The following is a 23,471-nucleotide window of genomic DNA, read 5'->3' as shown; positions in this document are numbered from 1 at the left end:
ACGGCTACACGGCGAGATCGGACTCGTCCCACCCGTCGAGTTCGAAGAAGAGCACTACCGGCTCAACCCCGCGCCGACTACCGTCGACGCGTCAGTTCAGAGTCTCTACTGAACCCGGCACGCAACAACGACTTGGATTCACCGAGAACCCCGACGACCACGACCACGACCACGACCGGGGTCACCTCCAGTGACCACCCAACAGACTCCGGACGCCGAACCGGTGCCGATGATCTCCCCGTTCCCGGTCCCTGGCAAGTTGGTTCGACTGGCCTACCGCGAGCTGCATGTTGCAGTCAACGGCACCCCCGAACAGCAGGCGGCGCTCGGCAACCATGCCCTGCTTCCGCGGCCGTGGGAACCCGCCAGCTGTGGCGACCCCGGGCTGCGGCACGAGCTGTGGCGGTGGCTGGATACCGTGGTGATCTGGCTCAACCACGACTACACCTGGGACGCTCAGCAAGGCGGCATGATCCCCGCCTACTGGCCGCAGCACCCCCACCTGGTTCACGAGATCGCCGTGCTGGCTGATCAGCGTCGCCGCGCGGGTCTCGCCAAGACCTCCGACGCTCTCGAGGAGTGGCACCGCTACTGCCTGCCGTCATTCACCGACCGTATCCGGGCACGACTCCGCTCCCACTGCGACGATGACCATTCCCCGTGGCCAGCCCGACCCCGACACAACGAGCACACCAGCCAGGAACAGACCCGCCGCCGCGAGGACGCTTTCCTCGCCGACGTCAACGCCCTCCCCGAACGTCGACGAGCGCGCCAAAGCCCACCCACCGGGCCGCGGCTCGGCGTGGTGGATCTGGAGACCGGGGAACTGCGCAACCCCGATGAGCACTTCCCGCGCACCCGCACCCCGAAGGGGCCACGCACATGATCGCCACGAAGGAACGCGCCGCAGCTATGTCGCGTGCCCGCCGCGCCGTCAAGCTGCTGACCGAACACGCCCGCCCCGACGCACCAGGACGTCGGCGCCGCCCGCGACCGACTCAGCGAGTGCAACAACCTGCCTGAGCCCACCCAAGTCTGGGAAGCCGTCGACCGGCTCGAAGACACCGCCGCCCAGACATATGGCGTCCCCGACGTCGATCAGGCCCACGTCGCCGAACTGCAGTCGCCACCCCCAACAGTGGATCGATGCCGTGGGATGGGCCAGCGTGGAGCGGTGGCTGCCCGCGGACCTGATCGGCGCGTCTTTGCGGTTTCGCTCTGCCGCTGGCCGGGAACCGTCGGGGCGTGTCGGAGTGGGTGACCTACCAGCAGGCGGCGCTCATCCTGGGCTGCCATGTCTCGAACGTCCCCAAGCTTGTCGCGAGGGGCGAACTGATCTCCACAGGCAGACGCGGTCGATCCTTCTCCCGCGCGTAAGTTGAGGGACCTCGCGCGTCGCCGGGCCGCAGAGAACGAGGCGCGCACGGCTCGTCCACCCCGCAGATACCAGCGAGTGGACCACCGCCCGGACTTGGAGCACGAGTGGCTCGCGATCAGTCAGGTGGCCGCGCTCCTCGGGGTCACGAGGCCCGCCGTGGTCGGGCGTATCAACCGTGATCGGTTGCCGGCGGTCCGAAACGGTGGGCGGCTATGGGTCCGGCGGGATTTGCTTGAGCAGATCGAGGCTGCTCGACTGGCGCGCAAGACCAGGCGGCCATGAGCGCGGAACCCCTGGGGATCCCCAGGCGACCCTCGGGACCCACGAGGTTGGCTGCGCCTTTCAAAGTGCGCACCGGCCAACGGAGACACCGCTAGGTGCTGTGAACCGGTGTTCTGTGGACAAGCGCCACCAGTCTGCTGGCCGGCACTCCCGTGTCCGTGTGGCAGACCGGTTCCTCACCCGCGAGCAGGTCGCCGAAGAGCTGGCGATCAGCACGGCCCAGGTGTATGCGCTGCTACGTGGCAAGGACCTCCGCGCCATGAAGATCGGGGGACGCGGCATCTGGCGTAACAGTCGCGAGGACCTCGAGAACTACATCGAGCGTACCTACGACGAGACCGCCCGCTGGATCGATGCGCACCCGCTCACCGAGGACGACGACGTCGATCCAAGCCGAAGTTGACAGCATTGCTGGTCGGCCGCTCAGCGTGCAACGCAGGAGCAGGCACTGAGGCCCCAAGGTGACACTTCGTGCAACGCCCTGCTTGCAGTCTCGCCCAACTGCGGTGGGGTGGCGCGGAACCAGGGTGGTGTCGGTCAGAGCGCCGGGCTCCGCCCGGTCTGTCCGTCCATCCGTGGGCTCGGGGTGCGGCAGTCTTTCGCGGTGGAGTGGACGCAGCCTCTCGCGGCCGGTCCGGTTAGACGGCGGCGGCGTAGGCGGTGAGGAAGTGGACGCCGCGGCGGTCGAGGTTGCCTCGGGCGCGGTCGTAGTGCTCAGTGGTCCGTGGGTCGGCGTGATGAGCAAGGATCTGGGCGTCGCGAAGTGGGACGCCGGCGTCCAGGGCGTTGGTGATCGCGGCATGCCGCAGAGAGTGCGGGCTGGTGTGGCGGGATGCGGGCTGCTTTCGCGATTCGCAGAACCATCCGGTAGACGTCGCGGCGGTCGATCGGTCGATCTGAGAGCGGCCGGAGGAGCAGCGGTCCGGTAGTGCGTTCGCCCCGGCAAGCCTCCCGAACCCGTGACTGGGACAGTCAACGGCATGGTGGCGGGCTGGTCACCCTTCCCGACCAGGTGCAGGACGCGGTGGCCCCTCGGGGTCTCTGCGTACTCATCGATCCGGACCGCGGCGGCCTTTGACGCACGAAGGGCATTAATGCCCAGCAAGTAGGCCAGAGCGCCGTGGTGAACGGTGATGGTCTGGGCGACCTGGAGGAAGCGGATCAGCTCGAGTCGATCTAACCTTTGGGTTCGGGACTCGTCGCTATGGATCTTAGGTAACCGGGCGTAGACGGCCGGGTCGGCGGGGATCAGGCCATCGATGTGGGCGAACCGGAAGAAGCCGCGGACGCCGTGCATCATCGTGTTGGTCGAGGACGCCAGGAGACCGGCCTCGCCCAGGCTGCGGATGTAAAGCTCGACGTGAGCTCGCTGGATCCCGACCAGCGGGTCCAGGCCATTGGCCTCGCACCATTCGAACCAGCGGCGCAGTTGGTAGGAGTACAGCTCGTGGGTGTGCCCGGCGTACCGGGCTAGAAACGAGACTGCGGCCAATTATGCGGTGGTCATCGACATCGGCTGGAACGGCAAGAGCCGCGTTGGGTTGAACATGAAGCACCTCACGCGACGACGAGCACAAGGCCAGGCCGTGCTCGCCGCGGGCACAGCGAGGCACTCGAACACCTGACGCAAGCTCGAGCTACCGCCAGCTCGACGCCGACGCCGCACGGGCACCTGGCACGGGCCCGGGAGGGCACTGCGGGGCGACTCAAGAATTCCAGGGACTTGACCCAGCGCGGCCGACCTACCCCCGCACATCGACACTTCGGATCAGCCACTTCCCGGACCCGCGAAATCGTCGATACAACCCACCGCGCATCACCGGAAGACGACGAACTCGAGAGCCCTCGCATCCACCCCTTAACGACAGAGGGGCGCCGGTATGCAGCATCCCGAGCTGGCCCACAATGGTGGTGGTTGGACGTCGACACGGGCGACCGGGCTTGCCTTCCCGAGGTGGGAAGGCTCCGCGGGCGACAGCACCCCGAGTGCGCCGCGCGAAGCTGTGGCCGGAAAACTGGCGGAAGTCGGGCCGGCAGCCCTAGAGTCCCAGGTGACCACATTGCATCCACCGCCCCATAAATCCGTCGGCTTATGCCTACACACGTTCGCATCCTGCACCTGCCGCCAGCCAGCGCATCGTCCCTGACCCGCAGATCTCTGACCTGTGGGTTCTTGCGTTTCTAGGAGATGGTGAGGCGCCCGGTGAGGTGACCCCCCTGCCGCCAACTTCGAATCCTGGGCACCAGGTTTCACCTGACAACATGCGATACGGAGCGTGCAAGTCGCTGTAGGCACCCACGGCCGATGCCCTGACACGCGCACGGCCCCCTGAGCGCAAGCGCCCCTGAGACCAACAAATTGACACAGCTTGCCCCCCGCCATCACCCACCGACAGCCTCACAGCGACGAAGGCCGGGCGCACGTATGAGGCAAGCATCGAGTCATTGACGTGTGCAGCGCCGCCGCCTAGCCTGATCACCGTTCACCTAGCCCTTCGGCCCATCGGCCAGCCCGGTACCGGTGCGAGTCCCCAGGAGCAGTTGTGACCCCGCTTGGCCAGGAACGATTCAACCAACTCGCGATGGCCGTCCTCGAAGGGCAACCTGCGGGCGCGGACGATGCGCTCGCGGTGCTGCGAACGCCCGACGACGAGCTGCTGGGTCTCGTGGCCGCCGCCGGGCGGCTGCGCCGCGAGTACTTCGGCAACACGGTCAAGGTGAACTACCTGGTGAACCTCAAGTCCGGCCTGTGCGCCGAGAACTGCAACTACTGCTCGCAGGCGCTGGGGTCGACGGCGGAGATCCTTAAATACACCTGGTTGAAGCCCGACGAGGCGTTGGCGCAGGCCACGGCCGGGCTCCGGGGCGGCGCGTCGCGGGTGTGCATGGTCTCCAGCGGTCGGGGCCCGACGAACCACGATGTCGAGCGCGTCGCCGACATGGTGGGAGCGATCAAGTCCGCCCACCCCGGCGCGGAGATCTGCGCGTGCCTCGGCCTGCTCAAGGACGGCCAGGCCGAGCGGCTGCGAGCGGCCGGGGTCGATGCGTACAACCACAACATCAACACCGCCGAGTCCCACCACGAGAACGTCGTGCAGACCCACACGTACGCCGACCGGGTCGACACCGTCGGCAAGGTCAAGGAAGCCGGCCTATCTCCGTGCAGCGGCCTGATCGCGGGGCTGGGCGAGACGGACGAGCAGCTCGTGGAGGCGTTGTTCGCGCTGCGTGACCTCGGGTCCGACTCGATCCCGATCAACTTCCTGATGCCGTTCGACGGCACGCCGTACGAGAACACCTGGGAGCTGTCGCCGGCGCGGTGCCTCAAGATCTTGGCGATGGCGCGTTTCGTGTGCCCGGACCGGGAGATCCGCATCGCCGCCGGCCGCGAGATGCACCTGCGTTCGCTGCAGGGTCTGGCGCTGCACGTGGCCAACTCGCTGTTCCTGGGCGACTACCTCACCTCCGAAGGCCAGGACGCGGAGGCCGACCTCGCGCTGATCCGCGACAACGGCTTCGTGGTGCTCGGCTCACAGGAAGACCTGACCGCCGCGGGCGATGCATCACACAACCCGGCAGCACGCCGTCGGGGTGCCGGCACGGCCGTGCTGCCCAACGCCTGACCGTGGTCGAGGCGAGCGTCGAAGCCGAGCTCCTCGCGTGGGACCGCGAACACCTGTGGCATCCCTACACCTCGATGACCGATCCGACGCCGGTCCGGCTCGTCACCGCGGCGAACGGCGTACACCTGACCTTCGCCGACGGCTCCCGCATCATCGACGCGATGGCATCGTGGTGGTCGGCGATCCACGGCTACAACCACCCGGCGCTGAACCGGGCCGCGACCCGTCAGCTCGACTCGATGGCGCACGTCATGTTCGGCGGGCTCACGCACGAGCCGGCCATCCAGCTCGGGCAACGGCTCGTCGATCTGACGCCCGACGGTCTGGAGCACGTGTTCCTTGCCGACAGCGGTTCGGTGAGCGTCGAGGTCGCACTCAAGATGGTGCTGCAGCACCAGCGCGGCCTGGGGCGACCCGAGCGCACCCGGATGCTCACCGTGCTCGGCGGCTACCACGGCGACACCTGTGGCTGCATGGGCGTGTGCGATCCCGAGGGTGGCATGCACTCGATGTTCCGAGGTTCTGTGCCCGAGCACGTCTTCGCTCCCCGCCCTCCTGCTCTCGGCGCCGACATCGATGAGTGGGCCGCGTCGTTCCGCTCGGTCGCGGCCGCGAACGTCGATCAGCTCGCAGGCATCATCATCGAGCCGCTGCTGCAGGGTGCGGGTGGCATGTGGCCCTATCCGGCTGCCTGCCTGCGGGTGCTGCGCGAGGTCGCCGACGAGCACGACCTGGTGCTGGTTTTCGACGAGATCGCGACCGGCTTCGGTCGCACCGGCGCCATGTTCGCCGCCGACGCCGCCGGTGTCACCCCCGACATCATGTGTGTCGGCAAGGCTCTGACCGGCGGGTACCTGACCCTGGCCGCGGTGCTGTGCACCTCAGCCATCGCCCGCGGCCTCTCCCGCTCGGAAGCGGGTGTGCTGATGCACGGGCCGACCTACATGGGCAACCCGCTCGCGTGCGCGGTCGCGCTGGCCAACCTCGACCTGCTCACCTCGATCGACTGGGCCGCCAACATCGAGCGCATCTCCGGCCGGCTCTCCGACGGCCTCGCCGCCGCCCGCGACCTGCCAGGTGTGGTCGACATACGGATCCTCGGCGCCGTGGGCGTCATCCAGCTCGACCGACCGGTGGACGTGGTCGTAGCGACCGATGCAGCCCTCGCCTCCGGGGTGTGGATCCGGCCCTTCCGCGACCTGATCTACACGATGCCGCCGTACATCAGCACCGACGCAGAGCTCGATGCGATTGGGACTGCGCTGTGCGCCGCGGCGGTGGCCAGATGAGCCGTTGGGAGCAGTGGTTCGCGGAGCAGGCGACCGAGCGTGCCGCGGCCGGCCTGGCTCGCACGCTGCGCCCCCGGGGCCCCGACGACGACGTGATCGACCTGGCCGGCAACGACTACCTCGGCCTCTCGCGGCACCCGGCGGTCACGGCGGCCGCGGCCCAGGCGGCCCTTCTCTGGGGCGCCGGCTCCGGAGCGTCCCGATTGGTGACCGGGACGCTGGCGCTGCACACCACCCTCGAGGAGGAGCTCGCCTCGTTCCTGGGGATGCCCGCCGCGCTCGCGATGTCGACGGGCTACCAAGCGAACCTCGCGGTCGTCACCGCCCTGGCCGACCCTGACACCCTCGTCGTCTCCGACGCCCACATCCACGCCTCCCTCATCGACGCCGCCCGGCTCTCCCACGCGAGGATCGCTGTGGTGCCGCACAACGACGTCGCCGCCGTGGACACCGCGCTCGCGGCCGACCGCGGACGGCGAGCGCTGGTCCTGGCCGAGTCGGTCTGCTCGGTCCTCGGCGACGCCGCACCCCTTCTCGAGCTCGCCGAGGTGTGCGCGGCGCACGACGCGCTCCTCGTCGTCGACGAGGCGCACGGTCTCGGCGTCGCCGGCTCGAACGGGCACGGCCTGGTCCGAGACCTCGGTCTGGCCGGCCACCCTCACCTCGTGCTCACCGCGACGCTCTCGAAGTCCCTGGGCGCGCAGGGCGGGGCGGTGCTCGGCACCCCGGCCCTGATCGATCACCTCGTCAACCACGCACGGCCGTTCATCTTCGACACTGCCCTGGCACCGGCCTCCGCCGCCGGCGCACTGGCGGCCCTGCGCGTGCTGCGCCAGGACCCCGACCTGCCTTGGCGGGTACGGCGCCGCGTGACCGACCTGGCGTCCCTCCTCGGCGTGGCCGTCCCGGCCGGCGCGGTCATCTCCGTGCCGATGCCCTCACCACGCGTCGCACTCCAGGCCCAGGGCGAGTGCCTGGCTCGCCGGGTGCGGGTCGGCTGCTTCCGCCCACCCTCGGTACCGGACGGCATCTCCCGACTGCGGATCACCACGAACGCCGGCGTGCCCGACGATGACTGGCAGTTCACCACCGAGGTGCTGGCCAAGGTCATCGAGTCCCACCGATGACCGGCCGCATCGTCGTCGTCACCGGGACCGGGACCGGCGTCGGCAAGACCATCGCAACCGCCGCGCTGGCCGTCCTGGCCTCCGACCTCGGGACGGTGATCATCGTCAAGCCCGTGCAGACCGGCATGGGCACCGAGCACGGAGAGACGGCCGACGTAGAGGTCATCCATTCGCTCACCGGGTGCGAGGTACGCCAGCTCACCACCCTCGACGATCCGCTCGCCCCCGACACCGCCGCCCGCCTCCGCGACGTACGCATCCCGACAGTCGCCGACCACGCCCGCCAGATCCTGGCGCTCGCCGAGCGGCACGACCGGGTCCTCGTCGAGGGAGCCGGTGGCCTGCTCGTCCGCCTCGACACCAACGGCGGGACCCTGCTCGACCTCGCCACGGAGCTCGGCGCCGAGGTCGTCGTCGTGGTCTCGGCCGAACTCGGCACGCTCAACCATACCGAGCTGACCGTCGGAGCCCTCCGCACCCGGGGCATAGAACCCACCGGCCTGGTCATCGGATCCTGGCCGCCGGAGCCGGGGCTGGCCGAGACCTGCAACCGCGACGACCTACCCCGGGTGAGCGGCGTGCCTCTCCTCGCCGCCCTCCCCGCCGGCGCGTCAACACTGGATAGCAGCCGGTTCAGACGACTCGCGCCGACCTGGTTTAACTGACCGGGCGGCGGTCACCCATCAGCGCTACAAAGTCACCCATTGGCCACGGAATGTGCGCATCGCCGGGTAGTGGTTCCGGAAGAAACTTCATTGGTCAGGAGTGCACGTTGCCCCCGGCTGCTGGGTCGGCTCATGACCGGTCCGTGTCTCTGTTCGCGATCCACAGGCCACCGTCGGTTCGGTTGTTCGCGATGAGGAGGAACCTGGCCACGCTCGAACCGGTCGTCCTAACGGTGGGGGCCAGTGCGTTGGTGTTCGGGTGTTGGGTGCGGGTGGCGGTGGTCGGCTCCAGCGTCCTTGTTGCCGCTCAGCCGCTGCGTTGCGGGCGCCGTCGGCAGGCTTTCGTCGACGTCTGCGGTGACGTCGAGGCTCGCGCCGATCCGGTACCGCAGATCGCGGGCCGGACTGCCACCCAGTGTCGCGTCGGTGACCATGGCACGGGTCGCGGCCGGGATGTCGTGGCCGGCTTCGTGGGCCTGCTGCAGCATCGTGGCGGTGGCAGGCCAGTCTGGCTCGTGGACCAGCCGCGCATCCAGCTCGTCGGCGAGTGCTGCCCACCGCTGTGCTGGCGGCAGTTCGGCAGCGGCCTCGAGTCGCGCCCGGACGACGCCGGCAGAAGCGGCCTTGTCCGCGGCCACTGTCCTCGGGTCCGCATCCCAGGTCTCGACGGTGTCGCGCAGGAACCGGGCGGCGACCTCGTCGCCCACGTAGAGTCGCCTACCCAGCTGCTGGACTCCGTGCTCCCAAGCGGTGGGACGCCGAGCGGCTAGGACCTGGACCGCCTCCAATAGCGCTGCGGCGGGGTCCATGTTGCTAATCCGCTCTTCCAGCAGCACCTGGCCCAGGGATGCGGCGGAGTCGAGGGCGGCGACGAGCGCATTCGGACCGCGTTGGGTGAGGACATCAGCAGGGTCCAACCCTTGGGGGAACCGGGCGTGCGTGGGGTCGAGGCCGTGCGGGGTCAGCAGCCAGTAGTCGCGCTCGGCTGCGACCTGGCCCGCGACGTCGGGGTCGGTGGCCACGATCGGGTCGCGGTTGATCCTTGCCAGTTGCGCAGCCTGTTGTTTCGTGAGTGAGGTGCCCAGCGTCGCGGCGCCGGCGTAGCGGCCTTCTCCGGCCAGGGTGACGGCGTAGGCGTCCATCGGGCCCTCCACCAGCACCGGTGTCGCGCCGTCCTTGAGCAGCCGTGGGTCGGCGACGAACAGCTGGTCACCCTTGTGGAAGAGGGCGGTGCTGGCGGTGTTTAGGTACTTCGGTCCGCCCTTGTCGTCGTCGCCCAACTCCGGGCGGCGACGCCCGACAAAGCCGATCACGTCGCCGTGGTGCTCGATAGGGAACATCACGCGGTCGCGGAACCGGTCGATCAGCCGGCCGGTGCGGGCGCGGGTGGCGACCCCGGCGGCCAGCATCTCCTCTTCGCTGATCCCGTGCCCTCGCAGGTGGGCGACGAGGTTTGTCCAGCCGGCGGGGGCTCGCCCGGCCGGGATGTACGGCTGGTCGGTGGGGCCGTCACCGAATCGGTCGGCCAGGTGCAACTGGGCCCACGACCCCGCCAGGTGGGCCTGGAAGAACCGGTGCGTGAGGGTGTTGACCTCGATCAGACGCTCCCGGGTGACCGGGCAGTCGTCCCATTCCTTGGCGCGCTGGTAGGCGGATCGCAGCTGCGCCCCGGTCGGTTCCAGTTCGACGGCCGCGCTGGGGCGGCGCAGACGCGCCAGGAGCAGGTCGCGCTCGACGGTGGCCGGGTCGAACCGGTCTGGTTGAGTCTCCGGCACGTCCATCTCATCGAGGTCGTCGGGATCGGCCGCCGGCGCCGGGTCGGGGCTCCAGGCGTGTTCGATGTACGCGCGGTTCTGTGGCTCGACGCCGTCCCACAGGTCCTCGGGGGGCTCTTGGTTGGGGTCCGGGTACTCGAGCGCGTCGGGGATGGGATCGAGGGCGACAGAGGTTCGCCATACCAGCGCCAGACACTCCTCGATTTCCTGACCGACCTGACCGACCTGACCGCCCCCATTGGTGTCGGCTGACGGAGGGGACCCGGCCAGGAGGAGATCCTCGAGCTGCCAGCCGCGCTGTAGAGCGTGCTCGAGGTTGCTGACCAGCGCGGGCCACCAGGTGCTGGCCTTGAGCTGTGTCGCCTGGTATTGGCCCAGGAGGGCGGCCAGCTGGGCGGTCCATGTGGCGGTGATGGTCTGGCCGTGTGAACCGTTGCCGATCTGGGTGGCCAGGGCTGGGGTGAGGTGGCGCGACATGCGCCACCACAGCGCGGCGGCCGCGTGGTCGTCGGGCAGAGGTCCGGCTGCGGCCGCGCCACGGAGCAGCTGGTGGGTGGCAAGGCCGGCGCGTGTCATCGCTGCCAGCCGTTCGGCCAGCAGGGGAGTAAACTCGTCGGTGCGGACCTGCGGGGCGACATCGAGAAGCAGGTGGCGCCATTCGGTCAGCGCCGGAGTGTGGTCACCGGCCAGGCGCCGGTTCAGATCTCGCTGCCAGCGTGCGGTCGCCTTCTGTGCTCGTGGTGGGCCGGTGGGACGTCGGTCGGTGGCTTCGACGCCCATGGCGGCTCGCCACACCTCGACGTCGGCGATCGTGTTCGCATCGGGCCGCAGTCCGTTCTCGGCCCAGCCGGGCAGCCGCCCGGCCTGGGTTGACGTGGTGGCGTCCTGGTGGACACGGCCAGCGAGGTCGGCCACCAGGTCGGCTCGCTGGCTGAGGTAGTTGCCCCATTGAGGGTGCTCGGCCAAGGTGGTCGGAACTGCTGGCATCCATGGCAGCGGACCGGGCACCGTGTTGCGCATCCCGGAGGGGTCCAGTCGCCAGTCCAGCACCCCGGCGCGGTCGCCGGCGGTGTCGAGCTCCCGGTTGATGGCCGCTTCACGCAGTGCGGCTACCGGGTCGGCCCCACTTGTACCAAGGAGCATCAGGTGGGCGCGCAGAGCCGGCCAGGCCGGCTCGTCGGCGAGGCCGGGCAGCAGCGCCTCGGCCGTCACGTCCACGGCGGTGGCCACGGTGCTGCTGGCGACGTCCTCGGCAGCGACGTACAGGCTGTCGAGGTAGCGCCGGGCCGCGTGACCCAGCCGAGCCCGTGGGTTGGCCTGCTCGCGGATTCCGCTGGTCGCGGACTGCTGTGCGTCGTCTCGCGCCAGCATCGACTCCAAGATGTCGGTCGGGGTCAGCGGCCGGACCAGGGTGGGGTGGATCACCGAGTGCGGGTCCCCGTCGCCGACCACCTCGAGGTAGACGTGATTGGCCCGGGCACCGCGGGTCAACATCGTGTACAGCTCCTGCCGCGACTCGGTGCCGGCGGCCAGGCCATGCATGGTGTCCGCGGTGACGCCCTGGGCGGTGTGCACGGTGCAGGCGTAACCCAGCTCGCTGGACTGCTCGACGTACTGCGCCGGGAGGCGGACGATGCGGCCGTGGCGCAGGTGCTGCACGGTCAACGCCCCGTCCTCGTGCACCCCCAGCACCGACCACCGGTCACCGTTCTTGACCCAGTCCGTCGCGCTGGTGCGCAGCCGGCGGTCGTTCTCGCGGGTGATGACGAGCTCCCCGACCGAGGCCTCGTTGCCGTCGGCCAACCGCCGGGTCGGGCCGACCGCGCTCGGGTCGATGGTGTCCAACCCGCCGAGGCGATGAGCTCTCGCCTGCTGGTTCAGCTCGCTGACCAGGTCGCGCGTGGGGGCCAGCATCACCGAGTCCAGGCCCGCCGCCCGATCGGCCTGCCAGGCCCCGAAGAGGTCCTCGGTCATGGTAGCCAAGTCGCCCACGTGCACCCGCTGTCGGTCCAGGTAGAAGCCCAGCGCTTCGCCCTGGCCCTCGCGCAACGCCAATGACGCGGCACCCTCGGCCGGATCACGGAAACGCACCAGCTCGCTCAGCTGCACGGCACCTTGCTGGGATCGGATGTCGCGCAGGACGCCACCAGCACCGATGGCGGCGAGCTGCTGATCGTCCCCGACCAGCCGCACGCTGCCACCACGCGCCAGGACGAACTGCACCGCACTGTCCAGTCCCAGGGTGTCGGCCATCCCGGCCTCGTCGATCACCACAAGCGTGGAGGAGTCGATGCCGTACACCCAGGCCGGGAGCTTCCCGCTGCTCAGGGAGTGGGTGAGCTTGGCGAGCGTGTCGGTCTGGGTGCCGATCCGGGAGCCGATCGAGGATCTCAACGCATCGGCGGCGGCAGCTGAGGGGGCCAGACCGACGACCTTGCCGCCGCCGTCGGTCCACGCGCCGGCCAGGGCACGCATCGCGGTGGTCTTGCCGGACCCCGCGGGTGCGATCGCCAGCTGCAACCGTGCCCCGGAGGTGGCCATCTGGCGCACCAGCGTCGCCTGCCCGGCGTTCAGGGTGATGCCGTTCGCGGTGGATTCCAACAGCGACAGCTCGACGCAGGACTCCGGAACAATGAACCCATCGAACAGGCCCGCAGCGGCCACCAGACGCTCCTCGGCGGCGAGCACCGTCGCCGAGGTGAACAGGTGGACCCCAGCCACCACGTAGACCGACGAGCCGTCGACGCGGCGCAGCTGTACGGGCTCGGTGATGCTGTCGAGTGGCCGGGTGATGCGCACCGACCGGTTTTCGAGGACCTCATCGACCAGCAATCCGACCAGCTGGACTACGTGGTCGGTGGGTGTCTGCACGGCGCGGACCTGGCGCTGCGCCTCGGCGTAGACGTGCCAGTACTGCCACGTGGCCCGCGATCCCTCCATCGTGGCGACGATGCGGTCGGCGGCCGCGGCGACCCACGCCGAGTCGGGGGTCTGTGGCGCCCGACCCGGTCGTGGCTGCAGCGTCGAGCGGAGCATCTGGCCCAACCGCTGACGGCTGCCCATGACCTGGAGTGCCTCGGCGTGCCACGCCTCGCGCTGTTGGGCCAGCGTCCGCGGCTCGTGTTTGGCGTCCCGGGTCTCCAAGGTGGCCCGCTGGGCCAGGTGCAGCGTCTCCACCGGGGTGGCTGGGCGGCCATGGGTGCGCTGGAAGTCCGCAGCGAGCTCCTTGCGGCGGGCCTCGACACTGTGCCGGCGCTTGGAGAACCGGGCGTTCAGATCACCGTTAATCCCGACGATCTCGCGCACCGGCCGCTTGCGCGCATCGGCGTTCGGACGCTCCTCAAAACGCAGCCCCAACAGTTCGCTGAGGTGTCGTTCGAGCGCGGTGTTATAGGTCTCGGAGGCCGAGACCTTCGCTTTGAACATCAGGCGCCCGTCGATCGTGAGCCACTTGCCGCCCGCGCGGGTTTGCACCTTGTTGGCAACCGCCACGTGAGTGTGCAGATCGGGGTCGCCGGCGCGAGAGTCGCGGTGGGTGAAGGCCGTGGCCACCAGGCCGCGGACGTTGACCTGGCGGGCACCGTCGGTCCCTTCACGGGTGAATAGAGCCTTCGTCTCGATGAAGGCCAGAGCGTCGTCGATCGCGGCCCGGTGAGCCCTCTCAATCACCGCGGCGGTCGACGGATCGGACAGCGCCCACAGCACCGAGACACTCTTGACGGGAGAAAAGGTGAGGTCGTAACCGGCTACCGCCTGGGTCTTCGGCCGCGAGTGCTTTGCGATCGTGGCGGCCACCTCACGAGCGTCGACATGTTCGCGGCCGTGCTCGATGGTGAAGAACTCCCGGGCCACGTCAGTGCGAATCGAGGCCCGCTCCGCTGCCGGGACCGGCCAGTCAGCGGGCAACCCGGCGGCCTCGTTGAAGGCCGACATCCGCTTGGCGACCTCGACCCGGAACGCGCTCACGTCGTTCTTGTAGACCTTGTACGGGATCCCCAGCCGGGTCGCGGCCAAGTACTCCGCCTCGGTGGGAGAAGCCACCCCAGGGCGACCGATAAGTAGCTCGAACTCGCGGACCCGCTCGGCTGCCAGCGGGTGATGCCCCGACCCGAACAGGCTCTGCAAGTGATCGGCTGTGACGACGTCACCGGCCTCCAGGCCGTCGATCCCGGCCATGCCGGAGCCGATCCAGGTCCCGGGGGACTCGCCCTTCTCGGTGTAGTAGCTGGCCAGCCCGGTGTGACCCTTCTCCGTGGAGTCGAACGCCGCGACCTGTCGGGTCAGGTAGTCGTACCCCGACCCGGCAGTGAGCTTGTGCAGACTCATGGTCACGTACACCTAGGTCATTCCGGGGCCGCTGAGCGATCACGTACCGGCTAATACGGTGTCTCTTCGTTCTGCGCACGCGACCGGGAATGCACTAGGTGTGTAGCGCTTCGTCTGTCACGTCAGCGAGGGGGGTACGCCAGTCCATGCTCGCGAGTGGTCGAGACGTCGCGGTGAGGGGTTTTGGCGGGTCAGATCGAGAGGCGTTGGGAAGGTTCTTCGGCGGTGGTGATCGCTCGCGGTACGGGTTGTGTCCTTGGTGACTGTCAGGGAATCCATGTCGAGGCGAGTGAGGGATGAACCGGATGAGTCAGCAGACGATGCGGCAGAAGGCGCGACGCGACGCGCGGAGTGTCACGTCGAAACGCAGGGCTGTGCTCTTGGAGCGCGCCAGGCGGTTGGAAGACCTGGCGGTGCAGGTGATGACTGCGGTTGGGGAGCGAGACGCGGCGGTGGCCAAGGCGGAGGTGCGGGCTGGGGCAGCGCTGCGCGAGATGACGAAGGTCGAGGGCGTGACACTGCGCGCAGCCGTCGAGTGGTGCGGCGATCAGATCGGCGTGCGAGAGGCGACGCGGCTGCGACGGCTGGTCGAGAACAACCACGAGGACGGTGCTACGGCGCTGACCGCGACGGCCGCGGCCGTCGCGAGTGGGGGAGCAGGTGGCGGTACCGGGGGCAGCCCGCCGCCGACCGATCGGACCCGGTCGCTGAGGAGAGATCTGTGATGGACCACGACGACACCTCGTGACACGCGGCGTCGCCAAGCTTCACCTGAGGCGCCGGGTCGTTCTGGCACCCGCCGCGCACGCCCCGAACGGACGCATAGACGTCATCGACGAGCCCGGTCTCGGCCTTTTGCAGGGGTCCGAATGAGTAGCGCCCGCGACTTCGAGAACGCTGATGGGGAGCTCGGCCGATGGATCGACGCTCGGACCGTCGAGCTGCTTGAGGATCTCCAAGAGCACTGGGGAGGTCGTCACTTTGACGAGCCACGAGTCCGCGAACTGGTGACAGCGTTCCTGACGCTGCGCGGGTCGACCGCGGCCATGTCGGAGGAGGGTCGATTCGCCTTTCTCAGCGGTGCAGCTATGGCACTGCTCGGCGGGAAGTACCGACCGCCTTCACCGACGTCGGAGTTCATTGCCCCGGTCGACCTCAATGCGGGGTTCGACGCGTTGGCCTCGCCGAACATTGCCGCGTGTGACTGGTATCGACACCACGCTGAGGTCCCTGATGCTGAAGACTTTGAGGCGACCCCCCTTCAAGCCCACACCTGGATCGATGCAGTCGCCGACACGTGCTGCGAACTGGCCGCGCAGCTCGAACGGCGCATCGCGCGCGAACAAGGTGAGTTCGACGGTTCCGTGCTGGTCGCCGCCCAGGTAGCCACGACCAGCGCCGACCTCCTGGATTCCGTAGCGGGGGCATACCCGCGGATCGTGCCGAACGCGAATACCTCGAGGCGGATGGTTCGGATGACGAATGGGCAGCCGTAGCGGCAGTTTGTGCCACCCTGCGGACCAGCGTGGATGATCTGCGTCGGGCGACCGGAGTCGTAGAGGAACGCACCCGACTCTCAGCCCCATGTTCGGGATCAGCAGCCCAGCACCCGCCACGCCCATCAACGCGGCCACGACGCAGAGGGCGGGGACCGCACTCGTGGTCACCCTTCGTAAGCGGCCACCGTGCGCAAGCGGCGCGTCAGGCCGCTGCCACCCCCGCTGGCCCAGCGGCCATTACGCACGCTCCGATAGCAGTCGCCGACGGAAAATCCTTTCCTGCGCGGGTGATCGCTCGCAGCCTGCTCACTGTCCTTGGTGAATGCAGGGCACCAAAGCGTCCTGCCGTGACCAAGGAGGACCCATGTCGGCCAGCGTGAGATTCTCTCGCAACCTGATGGCTGAACCCGAGTTTTGCCTAGCCGCGACGGCAAACCGTTCGCGGGGTATGGCGTCGCGATCAGGCGACGCATCGAGATTGAGGCACCGGAGTGGGGCGATGGCGAGCTCACCGGGCAAAGCGTGACGACCGACCGCGCGGTCAACCACTTCGACCACTCCACCGAGCGGGTCGTGGTGAATGGACGGCTGCGCGATGCGGCTGGGCGCGACGGTGAGACCGGTGGGAAGCGCATCGAGGATGTCGTGAGCCTCAGCACTCGGTTCGGCGAGGTGGGCGTGTCGCTGAAGTACGACCGTGCTCGCCTGGAGCGGCAGACCGCCCTGGCTGTCACGACCGAGGTCTGAACGGGGGGCACGCGATGCAGACCATCACCATCCGTACACACCAGGATGCGATCGCCGCGGTGCCTCACCTGCTCGGGTTTCACCCGGCCGAGTCCCTGGTCTTGATGCCGTTCAGCTCGCAGCTCCCGGTGGTGCGTGTCGACATCCCCACGACCGTTGAGGACCGCGACTCCCTGTGGGACGAGAGCCTGCGGGACGCGCTGGGCCCACATGCGCTACGTACCGACGGGCGAGTGCGGATGGCGGCCATGTGCTTCACCGGTGACCGCAGCATTGCCGAGGTGACCAGTCGAGACATTGCTCAGCGGCTGGAAGGGATCGGCATCGGCGTCCCGGTGCGGCTGTGGACCAACGGCTTCGTGTGGTCGGAGTTCACCACTGGCGACTTGGGTCGCTGCAGCCAGGAGGCCACCGACCTTATGGCCGCGACTGGAGTAGTTGCGGGCCGGGTGCGGCCAGCCGAAAGCCGCGAGGTCATGGCCGCCACTCTGGTCGGGGACCGTGAGCCGGTCGCGGCCGAGCTCGAGAAGGCGTACGCAGTCGCCGACACACCCGCCATTGAGCGGGGATGGGCACTGAGCCGTCTCGAGAAGTTCCTCGATGACGGCACCCGGCTCACCGACCGCGACGCCGCTCGCCTGCTCGTGGCGGTGCAGACCATCAGCACCCGCGACGCGCTCTGGGAGGAGATGACCCTCGAGAGCTCGAATGCCCATCAGGCGCTGTGGGTCGACATGACCCGCCGCGCCCCAGACGAGGTCCGGGCTCCCGCAGCATCGATGGCCGCCTTTGCCGGCTGGCTGTGCGGCGACGGAGCGAAGGCGTGGTGTGCGCTCGACGAGGTGCCAACGGACCAGAACTACTCGATGGCCGCGATCGTCGCCGGGGTCCTCCACGGGGGGCTCCCGCCGAGCGAGTGGGAGGTCCAACGCAGCCTGGTGGCTGGCCTGGCCGCCGCTGACCCAGGGGCAAGAAGCAGGGACCTTGAAGACCTGGACGAGTCCTACACCCCTGAGCCCCCGAGCGTGCGTGCGCCGGATCGGCCCAGCTTCCCGAGCCAGCGGCCCCCGGGTCCGCGCTCCCCGGAGAGGTGAGCACGGTGACCCCGGACGATCCAGCCATCAGCAGCGACCAGCCATTCCCACGGTGGACGGGTCGGCTCGACGTCCCAGCGTTCCACCAGCGCGTCCATCACGAACTAGAGGTCACGCACCCGCGCACGTGGGTCGCCTGCCCACAAACCCTGGGAGGCTTGCCGTGCATGAACCATCGGCCGCATCCCGGCTTGGGCCGCGGGTGTGTGCACTACTCCAGCTCGGGGGTGCCGGATCGGCACGACTTGGGTGATGACGAGTGAGCAGTCACCTGCGTACCACCTGCAAGTGCCGAGTCGGACCCGCGGGCGCCAGCCTCGCCACCGTCGAGGACTCCGGCCTCGGTGAGGCCTGGAGTCGCTGACGACGCTCCAAGGACAACTGCTGACCGCTGCGGCCCAGCACCTTGAGCAGCGATCTGCCAAGCCCAGCGGCCACCACTTCGGCGTCACCGGCCGTCGTGGCTCGCGCCGCGAGGGCCTGGCTGGCGCCCGGCACCAGATAGGTCAGCGCGATCACCCCGGCTCCAAGTACCCCGGGCCAGGTGCGGCCCCCGGCCACCGACTGGACCAAGCAGACCACGCCCGCCACGCCACGTATCCGCCAGGCGGGGAAGCCCAGCGGCATCCAGGCCAATGCGCTTTCGACCCCGTGAAAGAGCCTGACGGCGATTCGCCAAGGCGTCTCTAACAATGCGATCGCTACCTCCGCTCGTCGAATGGCGATCACCTGGTGGTGGGCACGAGCGTGCACGACCAAAGCAGTCACCTCCTGAGTGCTCACCCGGCCGCTGTACAGGGCCTCGACCAGCGCCGCCGAGACCACTGTGAACGGGCCCATGATCACGACCGGGGCGGCGGTGTGCGCTGCGTTCCGGCACACCAGCACGTGAGTCCCGGCTAGGTCGGGGATGGGCGTGAGGACCTGCAACTCGCCATCGGTGGGCGCACTGGCTCGGGCAGTCAGGCGTACCGCCGGTCCCTCGAGCTTGCCTCCCGTGACCAGGGCAACGGCCACGATCATGCCCAGCAGCACGACGGAGCCCAGACCTGGCGGGAGCACGGCTGTTGGGACCAGGACGAGCAGCAGGCTCGCCACCACTGCGATCAGGTGAGTTACCGCCTTCAAAACCCCAGCAGGCACTCGCATCGCGATCTCCTCCTCATGCACGCACTAGTGCGAAGCGAATCAACTTCGGGCTGCGTGATCGCCCAACAGCCCATCGGCGTCCTGTTCATCCGTGACCAGTTTCCTCCCAAGAGCCGACACCCCCGGAGTTATCCACAGTCTCGAGCGGCCCGTCGGCGCGCTGCCGGGCCACGGTGGGTTGATGGAGCTCTGGACCGACCCCCTCTGGAAGGAACACTGCGATGAGTACCGCTGACGTCGCTGCTCACGAGCCTGACGAGTTGCTGGCCCAGGTGGCTGTGCTGCTCGACCGTGCGGCGCTGCTGGCGTGGGAGCACGCTGAGACCGCCGGCGCTGAGTCGCCGCTGCACGATCTGGGCCTAGGGGCCTACCTCGCTCGCGGCGCCGCCGCGCAACTGCTCACCGCCGACTGCCACGTCGATGGGCCCGAGGACATCGACGAGCGCAGCGTGCTCGAGCTGCTGATCGAGGCCGAGTCCCTTATCGGAGCGCGGACCGACTTCACCTTCAGCGGCCTCGCCGTCGAACTGTGCGACCTGATCCGGGAAGCCCGGGCCCATGGCTGCTGAGATTCTGGCGCTGTTCTCTGCCACCGATGAGGAGCTCTTTGACGCCGGGCGGATCGTGCACACACGCAGAGACATTCGCACGGTAGGCGAGATGCTGCACGACGCCGACCACCTGGCCCGGAATCTTTTGATCGACGTCACCGGGGAGGATGCCGGACACCTGCTGCGCAGTTGGCCAACGCTCGTCGACGCGGCCTCCCAGCTCTGGGAGGCCCTTCCGGGCCGGAGGCGCGACCCGGCCCAGCGTGATGGCTGCCTGAATCGTCTGGTTGCGACCACGAGCACGTTCCCTGATTTCCTCGCTCGCCCTGGCAGCTGGCCCGGTGACGGGCCAGCACACACCGGCGTCGGCCAGATCAGTGAGACGCTGCGCACCGTCGGCGCCCTGATTGGCCGCTACGGCACCGACGTCCCCACGCACCAGAGCCGCACCGCGCGCGACATCGACGCCACCCGAGCCCGGGTGATGCACACGCTCTATGTCACAGCCCACGCGATCACAGTGGCGCTGAACTCCCACGGCAGGGACCTCGTTCGTGATTCCCGCAGTCAGGGTCGCGCCATCCCGCTCTCGAGCATCCACACCCCCTACGCGGTGCCGCCCACCGTCGCGTGGATGCAGCGAGCGGCCAGATGCGAGAACCTCGCCCACAACTACCTGGAAGGACGCTTCGCCACCGCACCCCACGGTGAGGCCGTACGGTCAACCGAGGACCAGGACCGCATCCCCCGCGCACTCGCCCGGTGGGACATCCAGGCGCACCGCACGCTGGCCCACGACCCAAGTCCCGCCAACCTTGTCCTCATCACCCGCAGCCAGTCACTGATCACGGGAGCCAGCATCACCCTGTTTGACGCCGTCGTACACGACCGGCCCCACGACGTCGATGAGGCACCCCAGCTTGAGCGGGCGCGGCCGGCCATCAGCCGCGCAGCAGCATCCTGGAGCCAACTCGGCTCACGCTGGCATGACCTCACCAGACCCTCGGACAGGCTTGACCCAGCTCTCGCTGCGGCCGCGGCCGAGGTGCGCGCCGCCTATCGCGAACTCACCCGTGACGTCACCGCCCAGGCGAGCCCGGAAGCCATCGCGAAGCGTCCCGGTCTCGGCCGCGGGTTCGCCGCCAGCCTGGACTCGCTGGAGGCCGCGAGCGAACTCGCCCATGGGGTGGCAGAGCAAGCCGACCGCAGCGACCTCGCCGGACCGGCCCGCGCTCTATCCCACCGCGCGCACAAAGGCGTCGAAGCCGGCCAAGCCACGGCCGGCCTTGACCACGATCAGGCGTGGGTCTCGCCGGCGGACATCTTCGCCAAGCGCCTTGTGTCCCTGCCCTCGCCTGTCGCCGAAGGACTCTTGAGGGTCAGCGCGGAAGTCGCGCAGGCCGCTGCGTCGGCATCAGCCGTCGCTCGAACCAAATCCCAGAGCCAAGCCAGCAACATCGCGGAGCCTTCCTCGCGCGCCCAGAGACGGTTGTCGGAAGCAGTCGGTCTTGCGCGACCAGAAGCAATCCTCGAGCGCTCGTACTGACGTGCTCGCCTTCAAAGTGAGACGTGTCCCATCTCTATGCAGGGCGAGCCGAACGCACTCATTTCACCGCATAACTTAATGTGCCCGTCATCGAGCGTGGACGCCTGACGCGGGACGTCGGCTGCCCCAAGGATCGGCATCGACGTTGCCCGATGTTGAACGCGGCTTTGGGGCTCACTTATCGATGCCGAGCGAGGATGTGGCAGATGTCGGCGTCGGTGCAGTCGGAGGGATCAAGGCGGCGGCTGCGTGCGATGAGACCTTCGAGTTCTGCTTCGAGCGCGGAGAGGTCCCTGATGCGTGCACGCACGTTCGCGAGCTTGGTGTCGATGAGGGTCGCGACATGTGCGCAGGGGACGTTGCCGTCGTCGCGGAGGTCGATGATGCTGCCGATCTCGGCAAGGGTGAGCCGGCTGCCTGGGCGGTCTGAACGAAGTGCAACCGGGCGAGTGTGGCGGCGGCGTAGGTGCGGTAGCCGTTGGCACCGCGTTCGGGTTCGGGTAGGAGGCCCTTACGCTCGTAGAACCTGATGGTCTGGCTAGGTAGGCCAGCCGCGTCGGCGAGCTCTCCGATCAACATCTTTCGACTCTAACGCTTGACCTTGCACCATGGATCAAGGTTTACGGTCGCTGGCATGGACATCGCCCTGCTGTACTTCAACGACTGCCCGAACTGGAAGATCGCCGACGAGCGTCTTGCCGCGATCGCCGCCGAACGCCCCGACCTCACGGTGTCGCGTCATCTGGTCGACACGTTCGAGGAGGCCGAGCGAGTCGGCTTCCACGGCTCGCCGAGCATCCTGGTGGACGGCGTCGACGTCTTCGCCGAGCCAGACGCCGGGGTCGGGTTGTCGTGTCGGGTCTACCGCACACCCGACGGCCCGGCCGGCGCGCCCACGCTCGAGCAGCTCCGAGCAGCGTTCGCCGTGACAAACGGGGACATGCGATGACGCGCAGCTACGACTTGATCGTCATCGGCGCCGGCATGGCCGGTGTCTCTGCGGCCAACAAGTGCGCCTCGCAGGGCTGGCACGTCGCGATCGTCGACGCGCTTCCCTACGGCGGTACGTGCGCGCTGCGTGGCTGCGACCCGAAGAAGATCCTGCGCCGCGGCGCCGAGATCATCGACAGCGCCCGGCTGATGCGCGGCAAAGGCATCGACGATGCCGAGCTGTCGATCAACTGGGCCGACCTGATGAAACACAAGCACGGCTTCACCGACCCAGTCCCGCAGAACATGGAGACAAGCCTTACCGAGAACGGCATCGACACTCTTCACGGCGTTGCCCGGTTCATGGACAAGAACGCCATCGAGATCGGCGGCATCGCCTATGAGGCGAAGCATTTCCTGATCGCCACCGGGGCACGCCCACTCCCGCTGGACTTCCCCGGTCACGAGCACCTGGTCGACAGCACCGACTTCCTGGACCTCGATGTGCTCCCGCCGCGGATCTTGTTCGTCGGGGGTGGCTTCATCTCCTTCGAGTTCGCGCACATCTCGGCGCGTGCCGGCAGTACCCCGACCATCATCGACCGCGGATCGCGTCCTCTCAAGGGGTTCGACCCCGACCTCGTCGAGCTCCTGATCACCCGGGGCGCCGAGGCCGGCATCGAACTCCAGCGATCGACAACGATCACCGGGATCGAGAAGTCCGAGAGCGGCTACCAGGTCACCGTCGAGCGATCCGGCCAGCCCGAGACCCTGGAGTTCGACCTCGTCGTCCACGGCGCGGGCCGCACACCGGAGCTGTCCGGCCTGGACCTCGGCGCTGCCGGCGTCGAGTGGGACGAGCACGGGATACAGGTCGCCGCTCACCTGCAGAGCACCACCAACCCGGCGGTGTACGCCGCCGGTGACTCAGCCCACACCCCCGGGATGCCGCTGACCCCGGTCGCGGTCTTCGAGGGCAAGGTCGCCGCGTCCAACATGCTCAAGGGCACCACGACGGTCCCTGATTACGCCGGTGTCCCGACCGCGGTGTTCACGATCCCCGAGCTCGCCCGGGTGGGGTTGCTCGAACAAGAGGCCCACGACCAGGGCATCGAGGTCGATGTCCGCTACAGCGACACCAGTGGCTGGTACTCCAACTATCGGATCGGTGAGACCACCGCCGCCGCCAAGATACTCATCGACCGGTCCAGCGACCGGGTCGTCGGCGCGCACCTGCTGGGCCCCGAGTACGGCGAACTCATCAACTTCCTCGCCCTCGCCATCAAGCTCGACCTGACCAGCCGTCAGCTGAAGTCCATGACCGCTGCCTACCCCACGGTCGGCTCAGATCTTGGCTCCATGCTCTGAGCGCGGTCCAGACCGCGAAGCAGGAGGGTGACGCCATGGGTGGGACCGGAGATGCCGGGTGCACGCGCGGTCGCTAGCTGGGGTGACTCGCACGCCAGCCTCGCACCAGGGCATGGACCACG

At 68.6% G+C, this 23,471-nt stretch carries 19 protein-coding genes and 2 pseudogenes; 15 read left to right on the top strand and 6 right to left on the bottom strand.

The genetic code is table 11. From position 1 onward, the window contains the following. Positions 1-190: 190 nt before the first annotated feature. The 3 genes from ACYVDA_RS19995 to ACYVDA_RS19985 all read left to right on the top strand — a co-directional run bounded on the left by ACYVDA_RS19995 (position 191) and on the right by ACYVDA_RS19985 (position 2,063). Positions 191-886 (top strand): hypothetical protein, encoded by a 696-nt coding sequence (locus ACYVDA_RS19995; RefSeq protein WP_460820280.1) that lies wholly within the window; start codon positions 191-193, stop codon positions 884-886. Between the two features lie 567 nt (positions 887-1,453). Next, positions 1,454-1,660, top strand: coding sequence for a helix-turn-helix domain-containing protein (locus tag ACYVDA_RS19990; RefSeq protein ID WP_460820279.1), 207 nt, complete (start codon positions 1,454-1,456; stop codon positions 1,658-1,660). Between the two features lie 160 nt (positions 1,661-1,820). Next, positions 1,821-2,063 (top strand): helix-turn-helix domain-containing protein, encoded by a 243-nt coding sequence (locus ACYVDA_RS19985; protein WP_460820284.1) that lies wholly within the window; start codon positions 1,821-1,823, stop codon positions 2,061-2,063. A gap of 235 nt (positions 2,064-2,298) precedes the next feature. Here the strand turns inward: ACYVDA_RS19985 and ACYVDA_RS19980 are convergent, their stop codons facing one another. Together ACYVDA_RS19980 and ACYVDA_RS19975 are read right to left on the bottom strand one after the other, a co-directional pair. Continuing rightward, complete coding sequence (locus tag ACYVDA_RS19980; RefSeq protein WP_460820283.1) at positions 2,299-2,556, bottom strand: site-specific integrase; 258 nt, start codon at positions 2,554-2,556, stop codon at positions 2,299-2,301. Between the two features lie 380 nt (positions 2,557-2,936). Beyond that, positions 2,937-3,152 (bottom strand): annotated as a pseudogene (locus tag ACYVDA_RS19975) (site-specific integrase); the annotation flags it as partial. A 1,090-nt stretch (positions 3,153-4,242) separates the two neighbouring features. On the opposite strand from ACYVDA_RS19975, the gene bioB reads away from it, so the two are divergent. Genes bioB through bioD form a run of 4 tightly spaced genes read left to right on the top strand, consistent with a single transcriptional unit; the run spans position 4,243 to position 8,364 of the window. Continuing rightward, the gene (gene bioB / locus ACYVDA_RS19970) at positions 4,243-5,283 is read left to right on the top strand and encodes a biotin synthase BioB (protein WP_460820277.1); all 1,041 of its coding nucleotides are present in this window, start codon (positions 4,243-4,245) and stop codon (positions 5,281-5,283) included. Positions 5,284-5,285: 2 nt separating this feature from the next. After that, positions 5,286-6,572 carry an adenosylmethionine--8-amino-7-oxononanoate transaminase gene (locus tag ACYVDA_RS19965; protein WP_460820276.1) on the top strand — a complete coding sequence of 429 codons (1,287 nt, stop codon included), beginning with the start codon at positions 5,286-5,288 and terminating at the stop codon, positions 6,570-6,572. After that, entirely contained in the window at positions 6,569-7,699 is a 1,131-nt protein-coding gene (locus ACYVDA_RS19960) for an 8-amino-7-oxononanoate synthase (RefSeq protein ID WP_460820274.1), read from the top strand. The genes ACYVDA_RS19965 and ACYVDA_RS19960 overlap by 4 nt, the downstream gene beginning before the upstream one ends. After that, positions 7,696-8,364 carry a dethiobiotin synthase gene (gene bioD, locus ACYVDA_RS19955; RefSeq protein ID WP_460820273.1) on the top strand — a complete coding sequence of 223 codons (669 nt, stop codon included), beginning with the start codon at positions 7,696-7,698 and terminating at the stop codon, positions 8,362-8,364. Before ACYVDA_RS19960 ends, bioD begins: the two co-directional genes overlap by 4 nt. Positions 8,365-8,591: 227 nt before the next feature. Here the strand turns inward: bioD and mobF are convergent, their stop codons facing one another. Beyond that, positions 8,592-14,465, bottom strand: coding sequence for a MobF family relaxase (mobF, locus tag ACYVDA_RS19950; RefSeq protein ID WP_460820271.1), 5,874 nt, complete (start codon positions 14,463-14,465; stop codon positions 8,592-8,594). Positions 14,466-14,770: 305 nt separating this feature from the next. On the opposite strand from mobF, the gene ACYVDA_RS19945 reads away from it, so the two are divergent. The 4 genes from ACYVDA_RS19945 to ACYVDA_RS19930 all read left to right on the top strand — a co-directional run bounded on the left by ACYVDA_RS19945 (position 14,771) and on the right by ACYVDA_RS19930 (position 17,805). Further along, positions 14,771-15,190 (top strand): hypothetical protein, encoded by a 420-nt coding sequence (locus ACYVDA_RS19945; RefSeq protein ID WP_460820270.1) that lies wholly within the window; start codon positions 14,771-14,773, stop codon positions 15,188-15,190. A gap of 144 nt (positions 15,191-15,334) precedes the next feature. Continuing rightward, a complete protein-coding gene (locus ACYVDA_RS19940) occupies positions 15,335-15,961 on the top strand; it encodes a hypothetical protein (RefSeq protein WP_460820269.1) in 627 nt (208 codons plus the stop codon). A 417-nt stretch (positions 15,962-16,378) separates the two neighbouring features. Continuing rightward, the gene (locus ACYVDA_RS19935) at positions 16,379-16,711 is read left to right on the top strand and encodes a hypothetical protein (RefSeq protein WP_460820267.1); all 333 of its coding nucleotides are present in this window, start codon (positions 16,379-16,381) and stop codon (positions 16,709-16,711) included. 14 nt (positions 16,712-16,725) lie between these two features. Further along, on the top strand, positions 16,726-17,805 hold the full coding sequence (locus ACYVDA_RS19930) for a DUF4192 domain-containing protein (RefSeq protein ID WP_460820266.1): 1,080 nt from the start codon (positions 16,726-16,728) through the stop codon (positions 17,803-17,805). 267 nt (positions 17,806-18,072) lie between these two features. Here ACYVDA_RS19930 and ACYVDA_RS19925 read toward each other — a convergent pair whose 3' ends face one another. Further along, positions 18,073-18,975 carry a hypothetical protein gene (locus ACYVDA_RS19925; RefSeq protein ID WP_460820264.1) on the bottom strand — a complete coding sequence of 301 codons (903 nt, stop codon included), beginning with the start codon at positions 18,973-18,975 and terminating at the stop codon, positions 18,073-18,075. Positions 18,976-19,175: 200 nt separating this feature from the next. Between ACYVDA_RS19925 and ACYVDA_RS19920 the strand changes: the two genes are divergently transcribed. Together ACYVDA_RS19920 and ACYVDA_RS19915 are read left to right on the top strand one after the other, a co-directional pair. After that, the gene (locus ACYVDA_RS19920) at positions 19,176-19,523 is read left to right on the top strand and encodes a hypothetical protein (protein ID WP_460820263.1); all 348 of its coding nucleotides are present in this window, start codon (positions 19,176-19,178) and stop codon (positions 19,521-19,523) included. Further along, positions 19,513-21,051 (top strand): hypothetical protein, encoded by a 1,539-nt coding sequence (locus ACYVDA_RS19915; protein WP_460820262.1) that lies wholly within the window; start codon positions 19,513-19,515, stop codon positions 21,049-21,051. Before ACYVDA_RS19920 ends, ACYVDA_RS19915 begins: the two co-directional genes overlap by 11 nt. A 178-nt stretch (positions 21,052-21,229) precedes the next feature. Here the strand turns inward: ACYVDA_RS19915 and ACYVDA_RS19910 are convergent, their stop codons facing one another. After that, on the bottom strand, positions 21,230-21,433 hold the full coding sequence (locus ACYVDA_RS19910) for a MerR family DNA-binding protein (protein WP_460820282.1): 204 nt from the start codon (positions 21,431-21,433) through the stop codon (positions 21,230-21,232). Positions 21,434-21,507: 74 nt separating this feature from the next. Further along, positions 21,508-21,630 (bottom strand): annotated as a pseudogene (locus ACYVDA_RS19905) (MerR family DNA-binding transcriptional regulator); the annotation flags it as partial. A gap of 55 nt (positions 21,631-21,685) precedes the next feature. On the opposite strand from ACYVDA_RS19905, the gene ACYVDA_RS19900 reads away from it, so the two are divergent. Next, positions 21,686-22,000 (top strand): thioredoxin family protein, encoded by a 315-nt coding sequence (locus ACYVDA_RS19900; RefSeq protein ID WP_460820261.1) that lies wholly within the window; start codon positions 21,686-21,688, stop codon positions 21,998-22,000. Beyond that, on the top strand, positions 21,997-23,349 hold the full coding sequence (locus tag ACYVDA_RS19895; RefSeq protein ID WP_460820260.1) for a dihydrolipoyl dehydrogenase family protein: 1,353 nt from the start codon (positions 21,997-21,999) through the stop codon (positions 23,347-23,349). The genes ACYVDA_RS19900 and ACYVDA_RS19895 overlap by 4 nt, the downstream gene beginning before the upstream one ends. Positions 23,350-23,471: the final 122 nt, after the last annotated feature.

The sequence above is a fragment of the Nocardioides korecus genome, assembly GCF_054778395.1.
This window is presented reverse-complemented; position numbering and strand designations above follow the sequence as displayed.